Source organism: Polaribacter sp. L3A8 (assembly GCF_009796785.1).
Lineage (GTDB): Bacteria > Bacteroidota > Bacteroidia > Flavobacteriales > Flavobacteriaceae > Polaribacter.
This window is the reverse complement of sequence record NZ_CP047026.1, coordinates 4137530-4161043: the sequence shown is the minus strand read 5'-3', so window position 1 is coordinate 4161043 and position 23514 is coordinate 4137530. Positions and strand designations below refer to the sequence as shown.

General features: G+C 29.5%; 21 protein-coding genes and 1 tRNA gene. 16 read left to right on the top strand and 6 right to left on the bottom strand.

Going from position 1 to position 23514, the window contains the following annotated elements; genetic code table 11:
• Position 1: 1 nt before the first annotated feature.
• The 6 genes from GQR92_RS17425 to GQR92_RS17400 all read left to right on the top strand — a co-directional run bounded on the left by GQR92_RS17425 (position 2) and on the right by GQR92_RS17400 (position 7618).
• Positions 2 to 2191: a PepSY domain-containing protein gene (locus tag GQR92_RS17425; protein WP_199269161.1), complete on the top strand. Its 2190-nt coding sequence runs from the start codon at positions 2 to 4 to the stop codon at positions 2189 to 2191.
• Positions 2192 to 2202: 11 nt separating this feature from the next.
• On the top strand, positions 2203 to 2556 hold the full coding sequence (locus GQR92_RS17420; RefSeq protein ID WP_199269160.1) for a DUF6686 family protein: 354 nt from the start codon (positions 2203 to 2205) through the stop codon (positions 2554 to 2556).
• 104 nt (positions 2557 to 2660) lie between these two features.
• Entirely contained in the window at positions 2661 to 3749 is a 1089-nt protein-coding gene (locus GQR92_RS17415; RefSeq protein ID WP_158841748.1) for a hypothetical protein, read from the top strand.
• A gap of 246 nt (positions 3750 to 3995) precedes the next feature.
• A complete protein-coding gene (locus GQR92_RS17410; RefSeq protein WP_158841746.1) occupies positions 3996 to 6017 on the top strand; it encodes a sensor histidine kinase in 2022 nt (673 codons plus the stop codon).
• Between the two features lie 4 nt (positions 6018 to 6021).
• Positions 6022 to 6867, top strand: coding sequence for a metallophosphoesterase (locus GQR92_RS17405; protein WP_158841744.1), 846 nt, complete (start codon positions 6022 to 6024; stop codon positions 6865 to 6867).
• Position 6868: 1 nt separating this feature from the next.
• Entirely contained in the window at positions 6869 to 7618 is a 750-nt protein-coding gene (locus GQR92_RS17400; RefSeq protein ID WP_158841742.1) for a LytR/AlgR family response regulator transcription factor, read from the top strand.
• Between the two features lie 240 nt (positions 7619 to 7858).
• Here the strand turns inward: GQR92_RS17400 and GQR92_RS17395 are convergent.
• Both GQR92_RS17395 and bshB1 read right to left on the bottom strand, forming a co-directional pair.
• Positions 7859 to 7934: transfer RNA gene (locus tag GQR92_RS17395), tRNA-His, on the bottom strand.
• Positions 7935 to 7988: 54 nt separating this feature from the next.
• Positions 7989 to 8705, bottom strand: a complete 717-nt coding sequence (gene bshB1 / locus GQR92_RS17390) for a bacillithiol biosynthesis deacetylase BshB1 (RefSeq protein WP_158841740.1) — start codon at positions 8703 to 8705, stop codon at positions 7989 to 7991.
• Positions 8706 to 9090: 385 nt separating this feature from the next.
• On the opposite strand from bshB1, the gene pckA reads away from it, so the two are divergent.
• Positions 9091 to 10701 carry a phosphoenolpyruvate carboxykinase (ATP) gene (gene pckA / locus GQR92_RS17385; RefSeq protein WP_158841738.1) on the top strand — a complete coding sequence of 537 codons (1611 nt, stop codon included), beginning with the start codon at positions 9091 to 9093 and terminating at the stop codon, positions 10699 to 10701.
• 37 nt (positions 10702 to 10738) lie between these two features.
• Here pckA and GQR92_RS17380 read toward each other — a convergent pair whose 3' ends face one another.
• Entirely contained in the window at positions 10739 to 11896 is a 1158-nt protein-coding gene (locus tag GQR92_RS17380; protein WP_199269159.1) for a trans-sulfuration enzyme family protein, read from the bottom strand.
• 72 nt (positions 11897 to 11968) lie between these two features.
• On the opposite strand from GQR92_RS17380, the gene GQR92_RS17375 reads away from it, so the two are divergent.
• From GQR92_RS17375 to GQR92_RS17360, 4 genes are all read left to right on the top strand, one after another.
• Entirely contained in the window at positions 11969 to 12667 is a 699-nt protein-coding gene (locus tag GQR92_RS17375) for a Rossmann-like and DUF2520 domain-containing protein (RefSeq protein WP_158841734.1), read from the top strand.
• Between the two features lie 59 nt (positions 12668 to 12726).
• The gene (locus GQR92_RS17370) at positions 12727 to 13254 is read left to right on the top strand and encodes a KdsC family phosphatase (RefSeq protein WP_158841732.1); all 528 of its coding nucleotides are present in this window, start codon (positions 12727 to 12729) and stop codon (positions 13252 to 13254) included.
• Positions 13255 to 13305: 51 nt separating this feature from the next.
• The gene (locus GQR92_RS17365; protein WP_158841730.1) at positions 13306 to 13734 is read left to right on the top strand and encodes a DUF2147 domain-containing protein; all 429 of its coding nucleotides are present in this window, start codon (positions 13306 to 13308) and stop codon (positions 13732 to 13734) included.
• Positions 13735 to 13868: 134 nt separating this feature from the next.
• Positions 13869 to 15107 (top strand): ATP-binding cassette domain-containing protein, encoded by a 1239-nt coding sequence (locus tag GQR92_RS17360; protein ID WP_158841728.1) that lies wholly within the window; start codon positions 13869 to 13871, stop codon positions 15105 to 15107.
• Here GQR92_RS17360 and GQR92_RS17355 read toward each other — a convergent pair.
• Positions 15104 to 15745, bottom strand: coding sequence for a protein-L-isoaspartate(D-aspartate) O-methyltransferase (locus tag GQR92_RS17355; protein ID WP_158841726.1), 642 nt, complete (start codon positions 15743 to 15745; stop codon positions 15104 to 15106). The genes GQR92_RS17360 and GQR92_RS17355 overlap by 4 nt on opposite strands.
• A gap of 175 nt (positions 15746 to 15920) precedes the next feature.
• Between GQR92_RS17355 and GQR92_RS17350 the strand changes: the two genes are divergently transcribed.
• From GQR92_RS17350 to GQR92_RS18060, 3 genes are all read left to right on the top strand, one after another.
• Positions 15921 to 16880 (top strand): Gfo/Idh/MocA family protein, encoded by a 960-nt coding sequence (locus tag GQR92_RS17350; RefSeq protein ID WP_158841724.1) that lies wholly within the window; start codon positions 15921 to 15923, stop codon positions 16878 to 16880.
• A 210-nt stretch (positions 16881 to 17090) separates the two neighbouring features.
• Positions 17091 to 17978 carry a 3-hydroxybutyryl-CoA dehydrogenase gene (locus GQR92_RS17345; RefSeq protein ID WP_158841722.1) on the top strand — a complete coding sequence of 296 codons (888 nt, stop codon included), beginning with the start codon at positions 17091 to 17093 and terminating at the stop codon, positions 17976 to 17978.
• Positions 17979 to 17984: 6 nt separating this feature from the next.
• Positions 17985 to 18623, top strand: coding sequence for an acyloxyacyl hydrolase (locus GQR92_RS18060; RefSeq protein WP_233269908.1), 639 nt, complete (start codon positions 17985 to 17987; stop codon positions 18621 to 18623).
• A gap of 52 nt (positions 18624 to 18675) precedes the next feature.
• Here the strand turns inward: GQR92_RS18060 and GQR92_RS17335 are convergent, their stop codons facing one another.
• Entirely contained in the window at positions 18676 to 19149 is a 474-nt protein-coding gene (locus GQR92_RS17335) for a Dps family protein (protein ID WP_158841720.1), read from the bottom strand.
• A 105-nt stretch (positions 19150 to 19254) separates the two neighbouring features.
• On the opposite strand from GQR92_RS17335, the gene GQR92_RS17330 reads away from it, so the two are divergent.
• The gene (locus tag GQR92_RS17330) at positions 19255 to 20196 is read left to right on the top strand and encodes a hydrogen peroxide-inducible genes activator (RefSeq protein ID WP_158841718.1); all 942 of its coding nucleotides are present in this window, start codon (positions 19255 to 19257) and stop codon (positions 20194 to 20196) included.
• A 101-nt stretch (positions 20197 to 20297) separates the two neighbouring features.
• Here the strand turns inward: GQR92_RS17330 and GQR92_RS17325 are convergent, their stop codons facing one another.
• Positions 20298 to 21917 carry an ABC-F family ATP-binding cassette domain-containing protein gene (locus tag GQR92_RS17325; protein ID WP_158841716.1) on the bottom strand — a complete coding sequence of 540 codons (1620 nt, stop codon included), beginning with the start codon at positions 21915 to 21917 and terminating at the stop codon, positions 20298 to 20300.
• A gap of 187 nt (positions 21918 to 22104) precedes the next feature.
• Between GQR92_RS17325 and GQR92_RS17320 the strand changes: the two genes are divergently transcribed.
• Positions 22105 to 23496, top strand: coding sequence for a hypothetical protein (locus tag GQR92_RS17320; protein WP_158841714.1), 1392 nt, complete (start codon positions 22105 to 22107; stop codon positions 23494 to 23496).
• Positions 23497 to 23514 lie beyond the last annotated feature (18 nt).

Sequence of the window (23514 nt, the reverse complement as noted above, 5' to 3'; positions counted from 1 at the left end):
AATGACAATTTCTATTTGGAGATATAGCCACTTAACCCTGGCTATATCTTCTGCTTTATTTATTATAATCGCTTCTGTAACCGGAATTATTTTGGCTTTTGAACCAATATCAGACAAATTAAATTCGTTTGATGTGGTTTCTACGAATCAAATTTCTATTGCCGAAACAATAGCTGTATTGCATCAAAAATATGATGAAGTAATAACCATAGAAGTTGATGAAAATAATTTTGTATCTGCAAATGTTATTTTAGAAGATGGTAAAAGTGCTACTTTTTATATCAACCCAAAAACAGGAGAAAAGATTGGAGAAATCATAGAAAAAAAACCAATTTATGAATTTGCTACCAACCTACATCGTTCGTTATTTTTAAAATCTACAGGAAGAATTATTATTGGGTTTGTATCTTTTTTACTACTCTTAATTTCCGTTACTGGCGTTATATTAATTGCAAAAAGACAAGGTGGTATTTCTAAGTTCTTCTCTAAAATTGTTAAAGAAAATTTTAACCAATATTACCACATTATTATAGGGCGTTATACGTTAATTCCTATTATTATCATTACCGTAACTGGCGTTTATTTGTCTTTAGAAAAATTTTCTTTATTACCAAAAGACACGTCTGTTCATATAAATATTGAACAAAAAAAAGATACTTTAACAACTAATTTCGATTTTTTTAAATCCACAAAATTAGATGAAGTCAAAAAAATAGAATTCCCTTTTTCTACAGATGAGGAAGATTATTACTATGTAAAACTTACAAATAAAGAAGTTGCTGTACATCAAAAAACAGGGCAAATTATCAGCCTAAAAAAACAACCACTCGTAACTTTTGGGTCTTATTATAGTTTATTACTCCATACAGGAAAAGGCTCTATTTTATGGTCTATTGTTTTATTATTAGCATGTTTTGCTATTTTATTCTTTATTTTTTCTGGTTTTGTAATGACCTTACAAAGAAGAAAGAAAACGACAATCATAAAAAATAAGTTTCACAAAGATGAAGCTGAATACATTATACTAGTTGGTTCTGAAACCGGAAGCACTTTTAATTTTGCAACGGCATTTTATAAAGCTTTAATAGCTTCTGAAAAAACAGTGTTTTTATCAGAATTAAACCAATACACAAGCTATAAAAAAGCCACAAACCTTATTATATTTACAGCAACTTACGGCGAAGGAGAAGCACCCATAAATGCGAAAAAATTTATTTCTAAAATTGAAAATACACCACAAAACAATACCTTAAATTTCTCTGTAGTCGGTTTTGGTTCTAAAGAATACACACAGTATTGTAAGTTTGCAATTTTACTACACGCTAATTTACAATTGCACAACAAGTTCACTCCTATTTTACCCGTTTCTAAAATCAACAATCAATCTTTTTCTGATTTTAATCAATGGTTAGAAGAATTGAATTCTTTTTACAAAACAAGCCTTACAATAACTGCAGAAAGTCTTTTAACAAATAACAAAAAGGAACAAGAATTTACGGTAATAAATAAAACACCTATTAATACTGATGATACTTTTTTAATTCAATTAAAGCCGAATAAAAAAACAAGTTTCGAGTCTGGAGACTTACTTTCTATTACTCCAAAAAACGAAACGAGAAGTCGTTTGTATTCTATTGCGAAAATTGATAATACAATTCTGTTAAGCATTAAGAAACATGAATTCGGACTTTGCTCTACCTATTTTAATAGCTTACATACAGCTGATAGAATGGTAGCTAGCATTCAAAAAAATGCAGCATTTCACCTTTCAAAGAAAGCAAAAGAAGTTGTTTTAATTGCCAACGGAACCGGAATTGCTCCTTTTTTAGGAATGATTAATGGGGGAAAATCAAAAACAAAAGTTCATTTATTCTGGGGAGGAAGAACCAGCGAATCCTTTAACATATATAAAAATAACATTAATACTGCTATAGAAAACAAAGGGCTTACTTCTTTTTATGCGGCATATTCTCAAGAAGAAAAAGAGAAAATATATGTTCAAGATATATTAGAGCAACAAGCAACTTTAATTGCCAATACTTTAAAAAACGGAAATACAATTATGATTTGTGGCTCTATTGCTATGCAAAAAGGAGTTACAAAAGTATTAGAAGAAATCTCTAAAAAACACCTACAATCTTCATTACATAAATTTGAAGAAAACAATCAAATAAAAACTGACTGTTACTAAAAATTAAAAAAATGTGTCAAAAATCTAAAATAATATCTAGCGTTAAAAACGGAGAAATATCAATTTGTAAAGATTGTAATAATTATAACCTTGTTTTCAATAACATCTTTTTTCAGTTTGATAAAGAGCAATTAAATAAATTTAAAGAGTATGTTGCAGAAATAGACATTAACTATTGGTTAGACTATAGTTCTAGTACAACACAAAGAAGAAAAATACCTGTACCCACTTTTCATCAGAATTTAGTTTTAGTTTTTGATACTTATGAGATAGAAGAACTTAAAATTCTATTAGGGATTTACTCTGGTAATAAAAACAAAATAATAGCTACGGCAGACATTGACTATTCTTTAATTTTAAATTAAAACACGAATTCTAATTCATTAGCGACGGATTCTAAAACCGGTAAAATTTAAGTCAACTTCGCCACTACTTTTACAATGTATTAACACTTAAAAAAGTAGAAATTATGAAAACTATCTTAAAAACATCCGTATTTGTAGCAGGTTTAATCCTATTAAGTAGCCCTTTTATCAGTTGTGATAACAACGAAATAAAGAAAGATACAATTGCTATAGCAGACAATAATATTTCCGTTAACAATGAAACAGCGATAGCTATTGTTGCTAGAAAACCAATTGTATTTATTGCAGGTTTCGATAAAGGCAATGAAAATTTTTATTCGAATGCACGCACTTATTTTCAAGAAAAAGGAGTAAAAGTAATTGACGGACAATATTCTTTAGAGGAAATTATTGTGTGGTTAAATAAAAACGCAAATAAACATCCTTATGGCGATGTCCATATTGTAAATAAAAGCAATCCTTATAAAGGGATGAATTTAGAAACAGTTGTTAGAGGAGACAAAATTACCACAGAAACCTTAAAAAGAAGCATATCAAAAGGCACTTTACCAACACTTAAAGATGTGGTAAATAATAACACAAAAATAGTGTTTCATGCTTCTGGTTTAGTCGAAAACGCCCCACTTTTAGAAACTCTAAAAAGTGCTTTATCTGCTAAAAAATTACCAAAAGTTATTGCATCGCCTTATTATACTGTGTTTGGCGGAAAATTCTCTAACTACTACTTAGCACAACCTTATTATGTTTTTTATCCAACAGCAAACTCGCCAGGAAAAATAGATTTATCTAAAGAAATCGCTAGAAAATATCCGGAAGAAAAAGATATTAATTGGTATGATGCATTAAATAATGAAGAAGAAAGATATGTAGGAGAAGCCTATACAAAACAGTTTTCTATACCAGTTAAATGGGAATTTGGTTATCATAATACAGATGATGAAATGCCAATTTTTAACTCTCAAGAAGAAGTGATGGATTGGATTGAACAAAATGAAGAACTAATGGTAGAAATGAATGCACATAACATTCCGTTAGAAAAATATAGATGGAACTGGAGTGTAAAAAACAGTACTTTAGTAATTAGAGGAAGAACATCTGGCTTGGTAGTGCTAAAACCTTTAATTAAGCCTTACGGAGACTTAGAACACATAGAACCAGACACCAATAACAAACGCTTGTATGCGATGAAGTAATTTGAAATGGAAATTGTAACTTATACCAAATAAACATCAAAATAACCGATTAAATTCGTTTCTTTTTCCTTAATATTTTAATATAAAATAGAACCGTAACTAAGGCTATAATTAGATTTTCTATTGCATATTAAAAAAAAATAATTCAAATTTATTATCAATCATTTTAAAATTCATTTGGTATTAAACGTCATTACACAACATAAAAAAAGTTGTAATGACGTTTTAATTAGTAAGTTTGTTATCATGGAAATATTTTTAGAAATTTTATATTCACTAGGTTATTCTAAAAGAGAAACAGGGAAAAATCTAAAAATTTTAATATTATTTCTTGTTTTTTTTCTGATAAACGCGACACATTCTCAAGAAAAAAATCTTCAAAATTTTTCTATTTCTGACGGATTACCAACAACTATAATAAATGATATTGCTCAAGATAAAATTGGTTATTTATGGTTGGCAACAGATAAAGGATATTCTAAGTTTGACGGTGTAAATTTCATCAACCACACACAAGAAAAAGCGAATTGTATTCTTATCGAAAACAACAAAATTTATGTGGGTTTAAAAAACGGACTTTTAATCCTTCAGAATCAAAAATCTACCTTTTTTGAGAGTAAAGAAATCCTTAAAATTAAAAAGATACAAAATCAAATAATTCTAGCAACTGTACAAGGAGTATCAGAATTAAGAGGAGATTATATTCAGCCTTTAAAAATAAATACTCACATAGATTTTTCTATTATTAATGACATTGTATATTTTAAAAACACTTTTTATGTTGCTTCTATAAAAGGATTGTGGCATATTGATAAGTTATATCAACCAAAGAAAGTAACTAAAATTTCTAATGAGAATTTTACTTCTTTTTTAATACATAATGATAAAATAATAGCAAGCACTTTATTAAATGGGTTAAAAGTTATTGAAGGTACTTCTATCGTTAAAAACATACTTACTTCTAAAAACACAACATCTTTAAAAAGAATAAACGATGAAATTTGGATTACGTTCAAAGGAAATGGAATAGAAATTCTAGACGCAAACAATTACACTTTTAAAAGAAAAATAAACAAATACAACTCGCCAATTTCTAGTGATATAAAAACCGTAATTAAAGACCAACAAAACACTATTTGGGTTGCAAGTTCAAATAAAGGTTTATACAAATACGATGCTACAATAAAAAATATTGAACCTCGTGTTTTTATTGAAAGTGTTTCGGTTAACTATAAATTAATAGATTCATTAAATATTAAAAAATTAGCCTTAAAACCTAATGAGAATAACATTTCATTTATTTTTAAAACGGTCGATTTAAGGAACCCAAAAAACATACAATACCGCTATCAACTAAATAATGATTTTACGCCTTGGAGCAATCTAAATAAAGTTGATTTTGCAAATTTAAAAGCAGGTAATTATCAATTTACAATTCAGTCTAAAGAAAGAAATTTACTTAGTAAAAAAGTATCCTTTTCTTTTTTTATAGAAACTCCCATTTACCAAAAAGCATGGTTTATCATTTTATGTATCGCAATTCTATGTTTACTATTAGCCGCAATTGTAGAATTATATATTAGAAAGATCAATAAAAAAAATCAGCAAAAACTAGATACCTTAAAAGTAAAAAATCAGCTATTAACTTTAGAGCATAAAGCGTTGCAATTACAAATGAATCCGCATTTTATTTTTAATGTTTTAAACGGAATAAAAGCACTTGGTAATGCTGGCGATTTTAAAGAATTAAATAAAACTATTTCTCAGTTTTCTATCCTTTTAAGAAGTGTTTTAAATAATTCTCGTTTAGAAGAGATTAGCTTGAAAGATGAACTTGAAACCTTAAAAAACTATTTAGATTTAGAACAAAAAATGAATTCGATATCTTTTGAATATCATATTGAAACTACTTTAAACAATATAGATTCCGAAGAGATTTTAATTCCGCCTATGTTAATTCAACCTTTTATAGAAAACTGTATAAAACACGCTTTTCAACCGAATAAAGCAGATGCAAAAATTAAACTTATTTTTGAAGTTAGAAATAGTTTCTTACATTTTACTATAGAAGATAATGGGATCGGTTTTCATCAATCAAAAAAAGAAAAGACAAATACAAATCATCAATCTATAGCGTTAGAAGTTACAAAAGAACGTATTCAGCATTTAACAAAATACAATTCATTTTCTATCGAAGAAATAAAAGAACAAAAGGAAATAAAAGGAACTAAAGTAAGTTTTAAGATTCCTTTAAAAACCGATTATTAAAAATATGAAAAGAAGGACGTTTATAAAAAACACTTTATTAACAGGAGTTGGCGCAAGTATTGTTGGAGGCCTTTATTCCTGGCAAGTAGAACCATTTTGGTTGGAATTTGTACATGTAAAAATGCCTATTAAAAATTTACCAAAAAACTTAATAGGCAAAACATTGATGCAAATTAGTGACATTCATGTGGGGAATAAATTTGATTATAAATACATCATCGATTCTTTTAAAAAAGCTCGCCTTTATAAACCAGATTTTGTAGTTTATACTGGAGATTTTGTTTCTTACGAAACCCCAGAACAGTTTGATCAATTAGAAAAAGTATTTGAACATGCTGTAAACGGAAAATTAGGAACCGCAGGTGTTTTAGGTAATCATGATTATGGTGTTAATTGGCTAGAACCAGATGTTGCCAATAGAATTTCTAACATTTTAGATAAAAAAAATATTACAATTTTAAGAAATGAAGAGGTTAGTTTTAGTGGTTTAAATATATTAGGAATTGATGATTATTGGAGTTCTAATTTTAATCCCGTAAAAATAATGAACAAGTACGATGCAGAGAAAGCAAATCTTGTTCTATGCCACAACCCAGATGTATGTGATTTAAATGTTTGGAATAATTATAAAGGTTGGATTTTGTCTGGACACACACATGGCGGACAAGTAAAACCGCCGTTTTTAAACCCTCCTATTCTCCCTGTAAAAAACAAAAGATACGCTGCTGGAGAATTTGATTTATATGATGGTAGAACCTTATATATTAATAGAGCTCTCGGAAATTTACATCAAGTAAGATTAAATGTGAGACCAGAAATAACCATTTTTAAATTAGTTGAAGAAGCATAATATGAAAGAACTAACGGCAATTTTAGTAGACGATATTCCTGTAGCATTAGAAATGTTAGAAAATGATATTACTAATAACCATCCTGATATAAAAATCATAGGGAAAGCTAAATCTGTTGTAGAAGCTGCTAAATTATTACGCAAACAACAACCAGATGTATTGTTTTTAGATATTATGCTAGGCGATGGAACTGGATTTGATATTTTAGAGATTTTTCCTGATTTAAAATCGAAAATTATCTTTGTAACCGCTAGTGATGCTTTTGCTATAAAAGCCTTTAAGTTTGCTGCAATCGATTATATTTTAAAACCATATTCTGATGAGGATTTAGCTACTTCCATAGAAAAAGCACAAAATCAAATTCAGCCAGACAAACAACAACTAAATGTTTTACAAGAAGCTGTAACGTCTCCAAATAATAAGCCAACTAAAATATCTTTACATACTTCACAAAAAATAATTGTGGTAAATATTGAAAATATCATTCACTGTAAATCTGACAACAACTACACTACCTTCTTTTTTAAAGATACATCTAAAATATTAGTTTCTAAAACCCTGAAACATTATGCAGATATGTTAAAAGAAGTTGGTTTTTTAAGAGTTCACCAAAGTCATTTAGTAAACACAAAATATATTAAGGAGTTTATAAAATCTGATGGAGGTTACCTTATGCTTACCGATAACTCCAATATTCCTGTTTCTGTAAGAAAGAGAAATGAGGTTTTAGCAATTTTAAGTTCTTTTTAACCGTTTATCAAAAACGATATCTCTTTTAAACGATATCTTTTTGTATTTCATCGAATGCAATACCACAAACCAACGGTAATCAATAATTTAAAGTTATTAAAATTGTTTTGTTGTTATTTATAAGTCGGGGGACTTATAAATAACAACAAAACCATCTAAAATTAATTTTTTAGATGGTTTTATTTTGTTCTAAAATATAGAAACAAAAAAAGCTTCTTATTTCTAAGAAGCTTTTTTTTTGGGTGGAAGACGGGACTCGAACCCGCGACACTCGGTACCACAAACCGATACTCTAACCAACTGAGCTACAACCACCATATAATTGCGGCTGCAAATATAAAAACTTTTTCTGTTTCTAAAAAATAAAATATCAAATTAATTTACTTAAATTTTCAACAGCAACGTAACGTTCTGAAATAAAGCCTTCTGCAAAATCCACCCCAATCAGTCTTCCTAAGTCTTTTGCTCTATAATCTACACTGTCTGTAAAATTCTTACTCGTAATAGGTGTTTCTGGCTCATTACTGGTTGGATCATAGAACTGAGAAGTGTAAGCTAATACAGATTTCTTTTTAATATCCATAAAACCAGAGACGTCAATGACAAAATCTGGCTCAAGATTTTTCCATTGTATATAATGATATACCAACTTTGGTCTCCACTTTTCTTGCAACTCCCCTTCTATCTCTGTTTCAATTTTTAACAATCCACTTAAAAAACACGCATCAGAAACCAAACGACTTCCTTTTGGATGATCTATATGACGATCATCAACAGCATTGCACAAAACAATTTCTGGCTGATACTTTCGTATCATTTTAATAACTTCTAATTGATGTTCTTTATCGTTTACAAAAAATCCATCAGAAAAACGAAGGTTTTCACGTACTGAAACGCCTAAAATTTCAGCAGAATTTGCCGCCTCAATATCTCGTAAATCAGCAGAACCTCGAGTCCCTAATTCACCTCTGGTTAGATCTACAATCCCAACCTTTTTTCCTAAAGAAATTTCTTTTGCAATAGTAGCTCCACAACCTAATTCTACATCATCTGGATGAGCTCCAAAAGCCAAAATATCTAGTTTCATATATAATGTACTTATTTAAGATAAATTAATATTTTATCAGTTTTTATTATAAAAATCATTCCATTGCCATTAAAATAGACAACAAATTCATCATTTTACTAATTATTCTACAATAAAAAAATAAAATGAATCATCAAAAATAATCAATTTTTAAAGAAACTTAATAAGAAATTATTTCTATTACGTTTTCGTATTTAACTTTATATAAAGTTGGCCTCTTTTTATTAGGATTATCATAAAAATTTACTGTGGGGTACTGGTATGACATATGTCATAAAACAAACTGTATAATGTGAGTAATTTTACAGTATTAAAAAACAATAATATAAACGTCAATAATTTGGCAATTGTAATACACATTAATTAATAACTATAAATTTAGATTATGGAAACCAACAGAAATATGGAAACTTACGGACTTAAAAACGTAACTGTACAATGGAATTTATCTCCAGAAGAGCTTAAAAAAATCACTATTGAAAAAGGAATGGGTAAAGAAACCAAAAACGGGACTTTAGCTATTAATACTGGTAAGTTTACAGGAAGATCTCCACAAGATAGATTTATTGTTAAAGATGAATATACTGCAGACAAAGTTTGGTGGGGAAAAACCAACAAACCAGTTTCTCAAGAAAATTTCGATAAATTAAAAGCAAACGTAGTAGACTACTTATCTAATAGAGAATTATATGTAAGAGATGGTTATGTGTGTGCAGACCCAACTTATAAAACAGATATTAGAACGGTTACAGAATTTCCATGGTCTAGTTCATTTGTATTTAACATGTTCTTAAGACCTTCTGAAGAAGAATTAGCTAATTTTGATGAAGAATGGTTGGTATTATGTGCTCCTGGTTATGTTTGTGATGATCCAAAAGCATACGGAATTCGTCAAGGAAACTTTTCTATTATTAACTTTACAGACAAAATTGCTTTAATTGGTGGTTCTGCTTATACAGGAGAAATTAAAAAAGGTATCTTTTCTGCATTAAACTTAGTATTACCTATAGAAAGAAATGTATTACCAATGCACTGTTCTGCAAATGTTGGTGAAGATGGAGATACTGCTATTTTCTTTGGATTATCTGGAACAGGAAAAACAACTTTATCTGCAGATCCTAAAAGAAAATTAATTGGTGATGATGAGCATGGATGGACAGCAGAAAACAATATATTTAACTTTGAAGGTGGTTGTTACGCTAAAGTAATTGATTTATCAGAAGAAAAAGAACCAGATATCTTTAGAGCAATTAAACCAGGCGCTTTATTAGAAAATGTAGTATTTGACAAAGAAGGAAACGTTGATTATATGGATAGCACAATTACACAAAACACTCGTGTAAGTTACCCAATTTATCATATAGACAACATTGCAAAACCTTCTTACGCAAGCAACCCTAAAAATATTTTCTTTTTAACAGCAGATGCTTTTGGTGTATTGCCTCCGGTATCTAAATTAACACCAGGACAAGCTGCTTACCACTTTATTTCTGGATATACTGCAAAAGTTGCAGGAACAGAAGCTGGTATTACAGAACCTGTACCATCATTCTCTGCTTGTTTTGGAGAACCATTTATGCCATTACACCCTACTAAATATGCAGAAATGCTAAGTAAAAAAATGACAGAAGCTGGTGTAAATGTTTGGTTAATTAACACAGGTTGGTCTGGAGGTCCTTACGGAACTGGTTCTCGTATTAAATTAAAATACACTAGAGCAATGATTACCGAAATTTTAAACGGAAGTTTAGATAACATCGAGTTTGAACAACACCCAATTTTCGGATTATTTATGCCAAAATACTGTCCTAATGTACCTACAGAAATGTTAAACCCAATGAATACTTGGGTAAACAAAAGTGCATACATTAGTAAAGCAATTCACTTAGCACACTTCTTCCACTTAAACTTTGAGAAATTTGCAAATGAAGCATCAGAACACATTATTGAAGGTGGTCCATTAATTGACGAACACCACAAATTAGATCACATGTAAAAATCTAACAAATTTTCATTTTAAAAAGCAAAGAGTTTTAACTCTTTGCTTTTTTTATTGCTTGTAAAATATCTTCAATTAAATCTTCTGATTCTTCTATACCTACAGAAAAACGAATTAAACCATCTTTAATTCCTCTTTCTAAACGTTCTTCTTCACTTAACAAAGCATGTGTTGTTTGTACCGGACTTACTGTGGTACTTTCTAAACCAGCTAAACTCATAGACGGTTTTATCAATTGTAAATAATTCTGAAATTTCATTGCATCAATTCCTTTAGATAACTCAAAAGACATCATTGCTCCAAAACCTTTCATTTGTTTTTTTGCCAATTCGTACTGAGGATGGCTTTTTAATCCGGGATAATAAACCCTATCAATATCAGTGTTATTTTCTAAGAACTCAGCCATTTTTTGGGCGTTTTTAGTCTGTTCTTTTACACGTAAATTCAGTGTTTTTAAACTTCTTTCTAACAACCAAACGGTTTGATCACTTAGATTTCCACCAAAATTAATAGCCGTTTTCCAAATTTTCTCAATATGTTCTTTAGTCGCAGCAATTGCACCTGCAGAAATATCAGAATGACCGCCCATATATTTAGTAGCAGAATGCAACATAATATCAATTCCGAAATCTATAGGATTTTGATTAATAGGTGATGCAAACGTATTATCTATCATTGTTAGTATACCATTTTCTTTTGCCAAAGCAGCAATTGCTTTCATATCTGTAATACCTAATAACGGATTAGAAGGCGTCTCTATATATAAAACCTTCGTATTTTCTTTAATCAAAGGTTTAAAATCTTCTACTTTATCAGATTCTGTAAACGAATATTCTATTCCGAATTTATCAAATTCTGAAACTATAAAATTATAAGTTCCTCCATAAATTACTTGCTGTATTACAACATGATCTCCTTTTTGTAAAAAAGCAAATAATGCTGCAGAAATAGCAGCCATTCCAGAACCAAAAATTAAAGCATCTTCTGTTTTTTCTAAGGCAGCAATTTTCTTGTGTAACATTTCTTGGTTTGGTGTGTTAAAATAACGTGGATAACGTTTAACATCAACACCATCAAAAGCATAAGAAGTAGCAGTATATATGGGAGAAACTGCTCCTTTAAACTGTTCATCTTTTACTTCTCCTACGTGAACACAGGTAGTATTTATTCCTAGTTTTTTAGATTCTTTCATTTCTATCATTTTATGATTGCTAATTTAGTAATTCCTTGTGCAATCCACTAAAAAAATCAATATCTTCGTTTTATGATATCTGTATTACTTGTCGGAAACGGAAATGTTGCAACACATTTATACACTGCTTTTTTAAAGGCTGATACAATTACAGTTACGCAAATTAGTTCTAGAAATTTAAAGAATATACCAAGTGCAGATCTAACAATTATTGCTGTTTCTGATGATGCAATTGCAGAAGTTTCATCAAAAATAAACAACAAATTTGTGGTACACACCTCCGGTGGATGCTCTATAAGTGAGCTAAAAAACGAAAACAACAAAGGAGTTTTTTATATGTTACAGACTTTCTCTAAAGGAAAAGAAGTCAATTTTAATGACATTCCTTTTTGTTTAGAAGCTACCAATAAAAAAGACCAAGAACTACTTGATGAAGTTGCCAAATCAATAGGAAAAAAAACGTACAAAGTAGATTCTGAACAAAGAAAAGCATTGCATGTTGCCGCTGTTTTTGTAAACAACTTTACCAACCACCTTTACAAAATTGGGAACGACATTTGCACTGAACACAATGTCCCTTTCGAAATTTTACATCCTTTAATTAATGAAACAGCATCTAAAATAGCTTCTTTATCACCAAAAAAAGCGCAAACGGGGCCCGCAATTAGAAAGGACAGTAAAACAATTAAAAATCATTTAGATTTGCTGAATAAAGAGCAACAAGAAATCTATAAAATCATTACAAAATCAATTCAAAATTCAATTGATTAATTTTTTTAAACAAAATAAGACACTTCTAAAATAGTCTAGAAGTTTTACAAAATATAAATATGGATATTAGTTACAAGCAATTATTACCAAAAATAAATACACTAATTTTTGATGTAGACGGAGTATTAACCAATGGAATGGTTACCATAATGCCAGACGGAGAATTGGTAAGACACATGAATATTAAAGATGGTTATGCTTTAAAAACTGCCGTAGATAAAGGCTTAAATGTCTGTATAATTTCTGGAGGAAAAAACGAAGGAGTAAGAACTCGTTTAGCAAATTTAGGAATTAAAGATATTTATTTAGGTGCTCACGATAAAATTAAACAATACAACGAGTTAGTAGAAAAATACAATTTACAACCAGAAAATGTGTTGTATATGGGAGATGATATTCCGGATTACCCTGTTATGGAATTGGTAGGAATGCCTTGTTGCCCAAATGATGCCGCTCCAGAAATTCAAGGGGTTTCTAAATATATTTCTTACAAAAAAGGTGGAGAAGGATGTGTTAGAGATGTTATAGAACAAATTTTAAGAGTTCAAGGAAAGTGGGAAAATAACTTTAGTGCAAAATATGATTAACCTTTTTTGGAACAATTATTGAATAACAAAACATAAATACAATTTAAACAAATGAAAAAATCAATTTTTACTTTAGTACTATTAATGCTTGCAGTAACTGTAAATGCACAATCAATTTTAGGCAATTGGAAAACAGTAGATGATGAAACTGGTGAAACGAAATCGATCGTGAACCTTTATGAAGAAAACGGTAAAATTTATGGTAAAGTTGTTAAAGTATTTAACAAAGACCGTCAAGAAGCTGTTTGTGATAAATGTGAAGGAGCTAAAAAAGATAAACTTATTTTAGGTATGACCATTATTGAAGGCATGAAAAAGAAAGGTGATGAGTATAAAGGAGGTACAATTTTAGACCCTCAAAAAGGAAAAGAATATGACTGTAAAATTTGGTTAGATGAAGACAATACTAACAAATTAAACGTAAGAGGTTATATTGCCTTTTTATATCGTACACAAAATTGGTATCGTGCAGCTGAATAGCTTTTACTATTGATTACAAATACGAATATATAACTCGGTAAAAATAATAAACTAAAAGTAAGTGATTATATTGATGTTGCTTTATTTAGAAAAATAGCTTATCGAGAAAGAGTAAAATAAATTTTAAAAAAACTATGGAGCAAATCCATTTTACAATTACAAACACACATCTTTCTGCCAACAGCAAATTAGTAGAAAACATCTTAAAAGGCCTACATTCTTTACCTAGTTTAAAAAATAAAAAAGGCCTTTTATTTTCCAACACTGTTTTAGACCACTTTATAGAAAAAGAAGCTAAACACAGCGTACAAACCTTAACGGTTAAAGAAAACAGAAGTATTAGAACCTTATCTAGTGGTGAGCAAAAAAAAGCGTTGCTTAACTATTTACTTCAACAAAAACCCGGTTTTTTAATTTTAGATAGCCCTTTTGAAAGTTTAGATATTCAAGCGGTTTCTAATTTAAAAGAAGACCTTATTACACTATCTTCGGATATTACTTTTATTCAGATTTTCAATCGAAAAGACGAAATTCTTCCTATAATTACGCACGTTTTAGAAATTGAAAATGATAAAATTACAGCAAGTATTCCTTTAAACACCTATCAATTTAAAGAATTCAATTTTATCTTTAAAGGAGACGTACCTAAACCTATTACTTTTTACAAAGACATACCAGAACAGTTAATATCATTACAAGATGTAAATGTTTCTTACGATGATCGCTCTATTTTAAACAACATAAATTGGACTATCAATAAAAATGAATTTTGGCATTTAATAGGACCAAATGGTTCTGGTAAGACCACTATTTTATCCATGATTTACGGAAATAATGTAAAAGCATTTAGGCAAGAGGTTTATTTATTTGGTAAGAAAAAAGGCTCTGGAGAAAGTGTTTGGGAAATAAAAGAGAAAATAGGCTATTTTAGTCCTGCAATATTAGAATTATTTAAAAGAAGAATTACGGTAGCTCACATGGTGTTATCTGGTTTTTTTGACAGCGTTGGTTTATACGAAACCCCGTCTACCTTACAAATTAAAACAGCTAATGAATGGTTACAGTTATTAAATTTAGAAAGTAAAAAGAATACTCCATTTAACAACTTAACTGCTGCAGAACAAAGATTGGTTTTAATTGCAAGATCTATGATTAAACATCCACCTTTGTTAATTTTAGACGAACCTCTTATTAATTTAGACAACCAAGGAACTGCAATTATTGTTGCTTTAATTAATAAAATTGTAGCAGAAAGTGATACTACAATTTTATTTGTATCTCATAGACCTGTTAAAAACTTGCAACCTAATTTTATATTTGAATTGACACCCACTAAGGATGGTTCTTTAGGAAACGTTAAAACAGTTGGTTAATTTTTTTCTTCTAACATGGGTACAAAGGCAAAGTCTCCTAATTCGTGTTTTTCAAACGCTGTTGCAGAATTACGAATAAACAAAGTCATTATTTGTGTTTTATCTCCAACCGGAATCAATAACCTACCTCCTATTTTTAATTGAGATAATAAAGGTTTTGGCACAAAAGGTGCGCCGGCCGTTACTATAATTTTATCAAAAGGAGCTTGTTCTTTTAAACCGATATAACCATCTCCAAAAATAAACCGCTTTGGGTTATACCCTAATTTAGGTAAAAAACGAGAGGTTTTTCTATACAACTCTCTTTGTCTTTCTATAGAATATACTTCTGCTTTTAACTCTAACAAAACAGCTGTCTGATACCCCGAACCCGTACCAATTTCTAATACTTTTTCACCAGGTTTTAACTCTAAAGTTTGAGATTGAAAAGCAACCGTATAAGGCATAGAAATAGTTTGATCTGCTGCTATAGGAAAAGCTTTGTCTTGATAAGCATGAGACTCAAAACTACTATCAATAAATAGATGACGTGGAATTGCACGCACTGCATTTAATACATTTTCATCAATAATACCTTTTGCTTTTAATACGTTAGCAAGTTGGTTTCTAAGTCCTTGGTGTTTAGAAGTGTCTCTCAATTTTTATAAATTTCTGGAGTCTAAAAATAGTAATTAATCCATATAAATAGGCATAAAATTGTATCTTTGTTTTTGGCTTTTTATTTTGCCTTAAAATATTAAATATCGGTTCGAGCGCAGTCGACCACTCATATATACCTCTCGACTGCGCTCGAGAAGACAATAAAACTATCTTATGCTTAAAGTTGGAGTATTAGGTGCTGGACACTTAGGAAAAATTCATTTACGATTATTACAACAATCAGATAAATATAACTTAGTAGGTTTTTACGACCCTTCTAAAGAAAATGCAAAAAAAGTAGCCGAAGAATTTGGCTATACTTCTTTTGATTCTATAGAATCGTTAATAGATGCTGTTGAAGTTGTAGATATTGTAACTCCTACTTTATCACATTTTGATTGTGCTAAATTAGCGATAGAAAAAGGACGACATATTTTTGTAGAAAAACCGATAACAAAAACAGTTATTGAAGCAGAGGCTATAAAAACTTTAGCAAGCCAATATCATGTACAAGGTCAGGTTGGGCACGTAGAGCGTTTTAACCCTGCGTTTACAGCTGTAAAAGACAAGATAGAAAACCCAATGTTTATAGAATGCCATAGATTGGCAGAGTTTAACCCAAGAGGTACAGATGTGCCTGTAGTGTTAGATTTAATGATTCATGATATTGATATTATTCTTTCTGTAGTAAAATCGGCTGTAAAAAATGTACACGCAAGTGGTGTTTCTGTAATTTCTGATACACCAGATATTGCCAACGCAAGAATTGAATTTGAAAACGGTTGTGTTGCAAACTTAACTGCAAGTAGAATTTCTATGAAAAATATGCGTAAATCTCGTTTTTTTCAGAAGGATGCTTATATTTCTGTAAACTTTTTAAGTAAAGAATCTGAGGTCGTTAGAATGAAAGATGTACCCGCAAACCCAGATGAATTTGCAATGATTTTACAAAATGCCGAAGGTGTAAAAAAGCAAATTTATTTTGAAAACCCAGAAGTAGAAAACAACAATGCTATCTTAGACGAATTAGAAACGTTTGCAGATGCTATAAACAATAATACAACTCCTATAGTTAGTTTAAGACAAGGAACTGAAGCTTTAAAAGTTGCTCAGATGATTATTGATTGTTTTTAAATTAAAAAACGAAACAATAAATAACAAGTTGTAAAGACTCAATAAATTTAGATTGAATAATAAAGCTTGCTAATAATTGCGTTAAGGATAGAGCGGTCTGTTTGAGCTCTTTTTTAGTTTTCTATATAATTTTTTATATAGAAAATTAAAAAAAGCGAGTAGCGAAAGCCTGTTAAAACGCCCAAAATAGAACTCTTTAAATATTTTTTGATGAAAAACATTGCTGTTATTGGAGCCGGAACCATGGGAAATGGAATTGCTCATACGTTTGCTCAGTTTAATTATAAAGTTAATTTAATTGATATTTCTGAAGCTTCTTTAGAAAAAGGAATGACCACTATTGCTAAGAATTTAGACAGAATGGTGGCTAAAGAAAAAATTTCTGAAGCGGATAAAACACAAACTTTACAAAACATTAGCACATTTACATCTATTAAAGAAGGCGCTAAAAATGCCGATTTAGTGATAGAAGCTGCTACTGAAAATGCTGTTTTAAAATCCAAAATATTTAAAGAATTAGATGCTTTTTGTACACCTAATACCATTTTAGCAACAAACACCTCTTCTATTTCTATTACCCAGATTGCTGCTGCAACAAAAAGACCCGATAAGGTAATTGGAATGCATTTTATGAACCCTGTACCAATTATGAAATTGGTAGAGATTATTAGAGGTTACAACACGTCTGATGAAGTAATGGAAACCATTGCTGAACTTTCTAAAAAAGTTGCTAAAATTCCGGTAGAAGTAAATGATTATCCTGGTTTTGTGGCAAATAGAATTTTAATGCCAATGATTAACGAGTCTATAGAGACTTTGTACAATAATGTTGCTGGTGTAGAAGAAATTGACACGGTAATGAAGTTAGGAATGGCACACCCAATGGGACCTTTACAACTAGCAGATTTTATTGGTTTAGATGTTTGCTTGTCTATTATGAATGTGCTATACGATGGCTTTAAAAACCCTAAATATGCTCCTTGCCCACTATTAGTAAACATGGTGATGGCTGGTAAATTAGGTATAAAATCTGGTGAGGGTTTTTATGATTATTCAGAAAGTAGAAAAGCAGAGAAAGTTGCTAAAATGTTTTCTTAGTTTTAAATGAAAAAACACTTATTTATTTTATTGTTTTTTATTGTTTTTTCTGCATTTAGTCAGGAAAAAAAAGCAGGAATTTGGCATCCAACTAAAGTTGGATTTCTTTACAACAAAGCACAAGACAATAATTTTTTATTTGATGATAAAGATTATTCTTATACTACAGAAACTTTTAAAACACAACTCTTTTACGATTTAGGAAGTTGGAAAAAATTAAATTTTGAAATGAGTGTTCAACCTCAAATTCAGACTTTAAAACATCAGTTAATAAACGAGCAATTTGTGTTGCCTACAGAAGAAAATTACCAAGATAAAAGAACTGAATTTACAACACCTAAAACCATGCGTTTGTATGCTTTTGAATTAGGTTTTGCATTGAAAAGAAAAATTATTAAAAATTTAGATTTTCTGGCAACAATTGGTTTAGGTATAGCAACAATAGACACAAGAACAGAACGACTTGCAAAGGGATTTACTTTTATAGAAAATGGATCTTTAGGGTTTTCATACAAAACAACTAAAAAGACATTTCTGTACTTAGGTGGTAATATTGGTCATGTTTCTAACTTTAATACACAAAGCCCAAACAACGGGTTTAATATTATTGGTTACGAAATTGGCTTTTCATATTTGTTAAAATAAAAAAGGAACTCTTATAAGAGCTCCTTTTATTATATTTAATAAAACGGGTAGATTATTTACCTAACCAAGAATTTAACATCCAAATTGTTTTTTCTTGTTCCGCTATAAAGTCACTCATCATAGAGTTTGTTCCTTCATCAGCTGCTTTGTCTGATAAATCTAAAATTAAACGTTCATTTTTTAATAATTCGGCTAGTGAATTTACCACTAATTCTACTCCTTCTACATCATTAGAAATATTTTTACCAACTGCAACAGAAGATGTTGCTAAATAATCAGAAAAAGTATGTAATGGTTGTCCTTGTAACGTTAAAATACGTTCCGCAATTTCATCAATCTTAATTTGAGAATCTGTATAAAACTCTTCAAACTTTACATGTAATTCAAAAAAGTTCTTCCCCTTAATATTCCAATGTAAACCTCTTAAATTTTGATAATAAATTTGAAAATTAGCTAACAAACCATTTAATTCATTCACTAAATTTGCTGTTTCGTTTTTGTCTAATCCTAATATAGTTTTGCTCATTTTAATTTATTTTAATTGATAGTACAAATTTATGAGAAATTTAAGGACACAAAGCATAATTATAATTGATAGTTTTAATATCTTTATCAAAAAATTTTATACAGAATGACCATTACTCAATTAAAATACGTTTTATCTGTTGCAGAATATCAAAATTTTACGGTAGCTGCAGAGCATAGTTTTGTAACTCAACCAACATTGAGCATGCAAATTCAGAAATTAGAAGACGAATTAGGTGTTAAGATATTTAATCGTTCTAAAAAACCAATTGAATTAACCGAAGTAGGAAAAAAAATAGTTGAACAAGCAAAAGTTATTGTTGATGAAAGCAATAGAATTTTAGACATTGTACATCAACAAAAAGGATATATTGGAGGTGAATTTAAATTAGGAATTATACCAACAATTATGCCTACTTTATTGCCAATGTTTTTGCAGAATTTTACTAAAAAATATCCGAAGGTAAAATTAATTATAGAAGAGTTAACGACCGAAGAAATTATAAGAAAATTAACAGACGGACATATTGATGCAGGTCTTGCTGCAACACCGTTAGAAAATGAAGCAATTAAAGAAAGACCTTTATATTACGAACCTTTTGTTGGTTTGGTACCGCAAAACCACAGATTATACAAAAACAAAACCATTACTGCAGATGAGCTAGAAATGGAAGATATTCTGTTATTAGAAGACGGTCATTGTTTTAAAGATAGTGTGCTGAATCTATGTAGAAACCATAAAATTGATAACAAAAAAAGGTTTCAGTTAGAAAGCGGAAGTTTTGATACTTTAATTAAACTATCTAAAGAAGGTTTAGGGATGACATTATTACCTTACTTACATACATTAGACTTAAATGAAGTTGATAAAAGCCATTTACGTGAATTTACAAGTCCTCCTCCCGCAAGAGAAGTGAGTTTAATTTACCATAAATCGCAATTAAAAATGCAAATGATTGAAGCGTTAAAGAAAACTATTGATGGTGTTGTTAGAGGTGCTATTTCTTTTTCTGATGTAAAAATTATTAGTCCATTACAGAAGAAATAGAAATTGGTTTTTGGTTTTTGGTTTTTGGTTTTTGGTTTTTAGTTGATAGTTTTTTAGAAAGCATATTTCCAAAAGCTATCAACTAAAAACCATCAACTATTTTAAGAATACATTTTATCTCTTAATTCTTTAATTTTTGGGTCAGATAAATACTCATCAAAAGTAGTATATCTATCTATAGCTCCTTTTGGCGTTAATTCGATTACTCTGTTTGCAACTGTTTGTGCAAACTCATGATCATGAGTTGTAAACAAAATAGTTCCTTTAAAGTTGATTAACGAGTTATTTAATGCCTGTATAGATTCTAAATCTAAGTGATTTGTTGGCTCGTCTAAAACCAATACATTTCCTCTCTTCATCATCATTCTAGATAACATACAACGTACTTTTTCACCTCCAGATAAAACATCACTTTTCTTTAAAGCTTCTTCACCAGAAAAAATCATTTTACCTAAGAATCCTCTTAAGAAAACTTCTTCACGCTCTTCTTCTGTTTGCGCATACTGTCTTAACCAATCTACTAAATTCAATTCGCCATCTTTAAAGAAAGAAGAGTTATCTAATGGCAAGTATGATTGTGTTGTTGTTACTCCCCAATCAAATTTACCACCATCTGCCTTTTCATTATCAGTAATAATTTGATAAAAAGCAGTTACAGCTCTAGAATTTCTAGAAATAACAGCTATTTTATCACCTTTATTTAAATTGATATGTACGTCATCAAATAATTTTTCTCCTTCAAATTCTTTAGATAAGCTTTCTACATTTAAAATCTGATCTCCGGCTTCTCTATCTCTATCAAAAATAATTGCAGGATAACGTCTACTTGATGGTTTAATTTCATCAACATTTAATTTCTCGATCATCTTTTTACGAGAAGTTGCCTGTTTTGATTTAGCCATATTTGCAGAAAAACGACGAATAAATTCTTCTAATTCTTTCTTTTTCTCTTCTGCCTTTTTATTTTGTTGTGCTCTTTGTCTTGTTGCTAATTGACTAGACTCATACCAGAAAGTATAGTTTCCAGAAAAGTGGTTAATTTTACCATAATCAATATCAGAAATATGTGTACAAACAGCATCTAAAAAATGTCTATCATGCGATACTACAATTACACAGTTATCAAAATTTGCAATAAAGTTTTCTAACCAAGCAATGGTTTCAAAATCTAAATCGTTGGTAGGCTCATCCATTATTAGTACATCTGGATTTCCAAAAAGTGCTTGTGCAATTAATACACGTACTTTTTGTTTACCATCTAAGTCTTTCATTAATGTATAATGCAAGTCTTCTGCAATACCTAAATTAGATAACATGGCAGCAGCTTCAGAATCTGCATTCCACCCATTCATTTCTTCAAATATTATTTGAAGTTCACCAATTTTTTCTGCGTTTTCATCAGTATAATCAGCATACAAATCATCAATTTGCTTTTTAATTTTAAACAGCTCTTTGTTACCCATAACAACTGTTTCTAACACAGGGAACTCGTCAAAAGCATAATGATCTTGCGTTAGCACAGACATTCTCTTTCCTTTCTCTAAATGCACTTGACCAGAAGTTGGTTCTTGCACACCAGATATTATTTTTAAGAAAGTTGATTTTCCGGCTCCGTTTGCGCCAATAATTCCATAACAATTTCCTGTTTGAAATTTTGTATTAACATCATCAAACAAAATTCGTTTTCCGAATTGTACAGATAAATTAGAAACTGATAACATACTCTATTTTTTAAATTTGTGCAAAAGTACAAATTTGATTTGTCTTTTCGCCCTTGATTTCAAACGGTTTTTAAGAAATTACAATTCCTTATATAGTGATTATTTCAGCGCTATTTTAACAATCAATTAACAACAATAGCACTAATGAATACCTAACTTTGTTGCTTAGTATATCCCTATAATGTATATGATTAAATATCTACTTCGTTTCATTTTATTAATTACAATTACTGCTTTTGCAAGTTGTAATTCTACTTCTAAAAATACAGCAACGTATTTTGGCGGTAAAATTATAAACCCTAAATCTAATTTTATTGTTTTGTATTCTATGGAAAAAGTAATAGATACACTGTTTCTTGGTAAAGACAATAAATTTTTAGGAAAGTTAGATAATGCCAACGAGGGTTTGTATTATTTTAAGCATGGTAACGAAAACCAATACATTTATTTAGAACCAACAGATAGTTTAATGTTGCGTTTAAACACGTGGGATTTTGATGAATCTATAGTCTTTGCTGGTAAAGGAGCTGAAAGAAACAATATTTTAATAGACTGTTTTTTAGAGGAAGAGAAAGACAATAAAATGTTTTATAAATTAAACCAACTATCACCTAATAAATTTATAAAAAAAGCAGACTCCTTATTATTATTAAAAGAGAAAACCTATAAAGAATACGTTCTACAACATCCGGATGAAACAAAAGGTTTTAACAATGTTTTAAAAGTTGCACTTACCTACCCTATTTATGCAAGAATAGAAAGATACCCAATAGCAAATGTAAAATACAACCATAAAACAAAATTTACAACCATAAATAAATCATTTTATAAATACAGAGCATCTATAAGTATTAATAATGATTCATTAATGTATTACCCTCCATATTCTCAATACGTACGTAATTTCTTATATAATACTACTTATTCTCTAGGTCACAAACCAATGACAGATGAATATTCATCTGATTTTACGGTAGATTTATTAAAAACAATAGATAATAATATAAAATCGGAAGCTTCTAAAAATGCATTTCTAAAACAAACAGTTATTGGTCATTTTTACAAAAAATCTAGCTGCAACGCTAATAAGGATGCTTTTAATACGTATTTTAACTTAAGTACAAGTACTAAAGACAAAGACCATGTAAAACAATTGCTTTTAGATAGTAAAATACTATACAAAGGACAAAAATTAACAGATTTTACTATTTATGATTTAACAAATGGTAAACACACAATAAAAGAGCTTACAAAAAATAAAAACACATTTTTATTATTTTGGAATTCGGAGTATATTACACCTATATATATAGCCTCTAGAATTAATTATCTAACAAAAAAGTTTCCAAACATACAATTTATTCAAATAAAAATTGATGGAAGCACGCATGATAGAATACATAAATTAGATGTTAAAAATCAATATTTTATTACTGCAAAGAGCAACGCTAATATTTTCTTAACGAGTAAAATGACTAGAACGATCCTTGTTAATAAGCAAGGAATTGTAACCAATGGTTTTGCCTCTATTTCTTCAAAAAAACTATACTCAGAACTAAAAAAATTAAATAAACTCTAATAATTTGTTGTAATCAAT